The sequence below is a fragment of the Bartonella sp. AP9QHHD genome (genome assembly GCF_042195625.1).
GTDB lineage: Bacteria > Pseudomonadota > Alphaproteobacteria > Rhizobiales > Rhizobiaceae > Bartonella.
The window spans coordinates 1-5,625 of the sequence record NZ_JBHIOP010000001.1 but is presented as its reverse complement, the minus strand read 5'-3'; the positions used below and the strand labels follow the sequence as shown (position 1 = coordinate 5,625).

The following is a 5,625-nucleotide window of genomic DNA, read 5'->3' as shown; positions in this document are numbered from 1 at the left end:
GGATTCCTCATCGCTTGCGTATATTACAGCAGCATGGTTGCGTGAGAATAAAGATGACAATCAAACGTTAATTAATCAACGTCATCCATTTACCACGGACTTATCGGGCAATGCAGGTAAGTTAGGATTAGGTTTAAGCAGTTTTGTGAGTGAGAAGTTAAAGTTATATGGTGAGGCCCATTATGTTAAAGGACATAAAACAAAACAGTCCTTTCAGGGTATTTTAGGTGTACGCTATAGTTTCTAACGATATGGTTATTTTTTAGTTATCTTTAAATGTATGATTAGTTTTTTTAAGTTTTTAATGCAGCATCAGAGAACAATTTTTCAGAGCACGCAGCTTCGTTGTTCATGATAAACTGTATTCCCTTATATACTTGATTATGCATTACTTTTTTTGATAAGAAAATTCTGAGGAAATGCTAAAGAAGCACTATAAAAACGCCCTTATATTCTTGATCAAAAAAGTATTTAAAAACTATAAAGAACGGTTTTTTATGAGATAAGGGGGATTTTTAAGAAGGATTATTGCAATCTAAGGTTGAAAATATGTTTTGTAGAGCTAATTACGTTCAGTGTCTATGCAGGCGTGAAAGGGGGGAGGATATGGCTCTACAATATAAATGGAAACGACATTGTTGGATACTCATGTTGAGCAGCTGTTTTGTGCAAGCTGCTGCTGCAAATGAGGGAAGAGCAGCACTTTTTTGTCAATCTTCAAGTTATGAAAATGATAAGGTATTTCACGATCAATACAATGAGGATATGAAAACAGGCAGATGCATACTTGGAGCCTCTCATGATGTCATGATAAGAACGCGCAATGAATTAGACTTTTTGAAAAAGCCTAGCGATTTTATCATGGATAAGGGTGCTAGAGTGTTTGCGAGTCAACAGGAGCTTGACAGCAGTCATCGTGACAATGCTGGATATAATGCACAAGAACAAAATACTGCGTTTCTTAAAAAGCCTGAACTTATTTCCATTAAAGATGGGGCAATATTAGAAAATTATATCCTTGATAATGAAGGTAAAGCATACATTTCAAATGATGGTGAGATTGATAGTCCAGGGCGATCCATTAATAACACTGTAAGGAATGGTGCAGAGCTTTATGTGTATGCAGGAGGACTCAGTGAGAATAGTAAAATTGAACATGGTGGAATTGAAAATGTTCAGGCTTTAAAGGGAAAACAAGGTTTTTCGAAAAATGCTGTTGTTAAAGAAGGCGGGCACCAAAGTGTTGGAAATGGAGGGAAAGTAGAGGGGACTAAAATTTATGGCGGTGAGCAGCTTGTTTTCGGCGAGGGGGATATTGGAGGAGAGATTAAAGGCAGTAGTGCTTCTCATACTATCATTTATGGTCAAGATGAAACACTAGGCCAACAAAAAGTATATGATGGCGGAAAAGTTTGGAATACGAAAGTTATGCAAGGGGGTGTCCAAGAGGTTGGACAAAAGTCTCAAAGTGCAAAAAATGGTGGTTTTGCATTTGACACAGAAGTTTTTGGCGGTGGTAAACAACGTATCTTAAAAGGCGGTCAGGCTATTGGAGTTATTTTAAATGAGAGTGCTATTCAGGAAATATATACTGATGGATCTGTAAAAAATCTAACAATGAATGATCAAACAAAATCATGGGTGCATGCTGGGGCAACATTAGAAGGCAAGACACAGTTAAATCATTCTGGGCAGATCCATCTTTATGCTGGGAATGATCAACATCATACCATAGTAGAAGATATTATTTTAAATGGAAAAGATACAAAACTGTACTCTATTACTGATGAGTTTGATGGAAAAAGTTCTTTGATACAAAAATTAAGTGGTGAAGGGAGTGTTATTTTTTCGTTTACAGGTTCTGATCCATATTATTCTCAGCTTCATGTGAATAATCTTTCAGGAAATTTACATTTCGCGTTCAATACTACGATTGCCCATAACCGTGGTGATTATCTCTTGGTTGAGAAAGGTGCTGGGAATCATACGATAAGTGTTGCTGATTCTGGAGTTGAAATCACGGATCCTTTTTCAAATAAGCGTGATTTAATTATGGATCAAAGTGGTGGAGCACATTTTACACTGACAGATCTTAAGGGTGACAAAATTAACGCCATTGATGGTGGAACTTATATGTATGATTTGAAAGAAAGAAAGGATGAAAATGGAAAAGTTTGGTTTTTATCTGCAGATCGCCTCAGTGGACCAGAAACCTCTATTCCAGATCCGGAAAATCCTTTTGTTCCTGGTGAAACAACAACGACACCCTCTACAGATGCAGTATTAACGTTGTCCGTAGTTCCTGGACTTATTTTTAATAATGAGTTGCAAATTATACGGAATGGTAGAAAAATTTGGGACAGAAATAAGAAAGATATCGAACTATGGACTTATGGGATTAAGAGCAGAGAACGTGTTGCGACAGGCCATACACACTTTAAGCTTGGGCAAACAGGTTTAGTCTTTGGTGCTGATCAGTTGAGTGAATTAAGGCATGGAGAGTTGTATGTTGGTGGTTTCGGTAGTTATGATCAAGCACGTATTTCTCATGCACGAGGTGGTAATAGTGATCTGAGCTCTTATAGTATTGGAACTTACGCAACTTATTTTGATCATCGCGGATGGTATATGGATGGTGTTTTGAAATATAATTATTACCGAGATAATTTGAAAGCCATATCAACGAATGGTTTAGCCATTCAAAGTCATTACAATCAGTGGGCGATAGGTGGATCATTTGAGATTGGTTGTTATTTTGAACCGGCACAGAATACTTGGATGCAGCCTTATATCAAGCTAACAGGTTTGCAGGTTGAAGGTAAAAGAATAAAACTTTCCAATGGAATGATAGGTGATCTAAGCCCATTAACTTCATTCCGCAGTGAAGTTGGATTGACTGCAGGACATGAATTTTTTGTGAGTTCAGAAACTTCATTAACAGCTTACATTATGGCAGCTTGGTTGCGTGAGAATATAAATAATAATTATACGACAATTAATAACCAGTATAAATTTATTACAGATTTATCAGGCAGTGCGGGTAAATTGGGAATTGGTTTAAACGGTTCGGTCAATGATAAACTAACACTTTATGCGGAAGCACATTATCTAAAAGGACATAAGATTAAGAATGCTCTTCAAGGTATTTTAGGATTACGCTATAGTTTCTAAATATGTGTGCATGGCTGATTAACTTTACAAATGTAATTGTTTTGCAAACTTAAACAGATAACGTTCGGCTATGTCTTCTCGAGAGTGTAAGGACTTTCTCAAATAGTAGAAATGTCTTTATACTCTCTCTTTTAAAGGCAACATACTGAATTTATAATAATAATTCATTTCTATGCATGTTGAATGAGAGTCGCGAAAATCATAGGATTCTCTCATTCCAAATCTGTTTATGTTGAATCAATCAAAATTATTCGCTTGGCACATCGCAAGCGGGATGAAGGTGTGTATAAAAACTATACAAAAAAGAAGTAAAAATGTCTCTGATGAATCGTCTCTAGTGTCAAGGGCTGTCACAACATTGGGATGGCAAAGTGTATGATGATATCGGCCCGCTTCTTCATAAGCGTAAAGATTGGGGGGTCAATGGCTTTACCGGTATATCATTCATGGATGACGTGGCGAAATGGGCTTGAGTGCATTGAGAGATGTCTCTTTAAAACAAGTGAGTGAATGTACAACCCAATGGCGTTTTGTTTTACGTGAAGAGGGGGCCCCATTAAAGGGCACGAGCATTTTTTTCATCTATAATTCCAGATATGCAAATTATTCCTTTAACTTAAGTGAACATTTTGAATTTTATTCAATTTTTCTGCTTTAAGTTAGAGTTTTTTAGTGGTTTATATATAAACAACTTTAAGTTGTTTAAATTAAAAAATACACTAAAAAATTGTATTTAGACATAAATAAAACACATTATGATACAATCTAAAATGAGCTATCTATGTAGTCGCGGGGTATTTTTCTAAATAATTGAGAGTGGAGTGTGGATAATGCGGTATAAATACAAATTAAGTTTTTCAGTATTGATGATCAGTAGTTGTCTTGTGCAATCTGCAAGTGCAGTTGAGAGTAGGAATAGAGTGCTAACAAGAGCAACACATGTGGTAAATAGAGAAGAGGAAGAAAAAAAAATAGCACTGATGTCTAATTTTTTTCGCAATAATACTATTCTCAAAGATGGTGATGTAGAGCTTGTTGATAATGGAAAATCCTCCGTAGGATCTAATATTAAAAAAGGTGGGATGCAGATAGTTGTACGCGGAGGAACTGCAATTAATGCTGAAGTTAGAGGTGGTAAGCAGTTTATTCATGAAGAGCCCAATATTGATCTTACACGCGTGTTGAGACGGAGTAGTGCATATAATTCCACAGTTACTGGTGTAGATGGAGCAATTGGGCAGCAGAATGTGTATGATGGGGGAGGTGCTTGGTATGCGAAAGTGGGAAATGATGGAGAACAAAATATTTATGCGGGGCAAAGAAAGGAAGGGGGGAGAGCAATGTTTACAGAAGTTTCTGGGAATGGGAGACAGCATGTCTTAGCACTAGGGGAGTCTGTGAAAACTACTTTGAAAGATCATGCTATTCAAGTTGTATATCCTATGGGATTTGTAGATACTTTAACAATTACCGATTTTGCTAAATCGTGGTTCCATGTTGGTGTACAAGAAGTCGTTGGAGAAGTAAGGATCAATGGTGGCGGAGAACTTTATTTATTCGCTGGCGATAGGACAAATCATATAACTAAGAAAAAAATTCCTATAGAAGAGAGCGTGGATGAGATAATATTTGAGGTTGGTGAACGGAAGATAGGAGAAAAACCACAGATTAAAATTAAAGATTTAGGGGGGCAGGGTGGGACTGTTATTTTTTCTTCTATTCCGTATGATCCACGTCATATTTCACTTTATGTTGAGAGACTTTCAGGGGATTTACATTTTCGATTCAATATTAGCGCTACGTGGGATGCGAGTGATTATTTGTTGATTGGTGAGGGCTCAGGGAATCACAAAATAAATATTGCAGATTCTGGACGTGAAATTACAGGTCCTCTCTCACAAAGGAATAGTTTGGTTACTGAGCTTCCGTTAATTACCGATAGAAGCCACAATGGCGGAGCTAATTTTACTCTGGCAGATCTTTTGGGCAAGGACATTACAGCTGTTGATGGTGGAACCTATCAGTATCGCTTAGTGAAGAGAGGAAGATGTGCTGATTCTAGTGGTAGTGCTACAATTTGGTATTTAAGTAGAGCTTCTGGAGATACGGAAGGTTCTAATTCTGAAGTAGAGTGTGTGAATAAGAAAGCGAAGATTCCTCTTGCATTGTCTGCTGATACGGGTATACAGTCTGATCAAGGGGCTTCTTCTGAAGGAAAAAATACCGGTCCTCGTCCACTTACTAAAAAACAGCCATCTAAACCACGACCTCCACGTCATTTAAGAGGGGCACAGAATGTCTCTAGTATTTCTGTATCTCCCTCTCAAGAAAATCAGACTCTTGTAGCGTTTCCTCTATCAGGTCTTCATCCTTTTTCTGATGAAAAACAACAAACTGCTGTTTCAACCTCTTCTCAATCTTTAGCCGATCAAATGATTTTACGTCCAGTTCATA

General features: G+C 37.2%; 3 protein-coding genes. All 3 read left to right on the top strand.

Annotated features, from left to right (window positions below; all coding sequences use genetic code 11):
- The coding region (locus ACFIK4_RS00015) for an autotransporter outer membrane beta-barrel domain-containing protein (RefSeq protein ID WP_375674464.1) at positions 1-247 on the top strand (247 nt) is incomplete at its 5' end.
- Positions 248-606: 359 nt separating this feature from the next.
- The gene (gene bafA / locus ACFIK4_RS00010; RefSeq protein ID WP_375674462.1) at positions 607-3,171 is read left to right on the top strand and encodes a BafA family autotransporter; all 2,565 of its coding nucleotides are present in this window, start codon (positions 607-609) and stop codon (positions 3,169-3,171) included.
- Between the two features lie 830 nt (positions 3,172-4,001).
- The coding region (locus tag ACFIK4_RS00005; RefSeq protein ID WP_375674460.1) for a pertactin-like passenger domain-containing protein at positions 4,002-5,625 on the top strand (1,624 nt) is incomplete at its 3' end.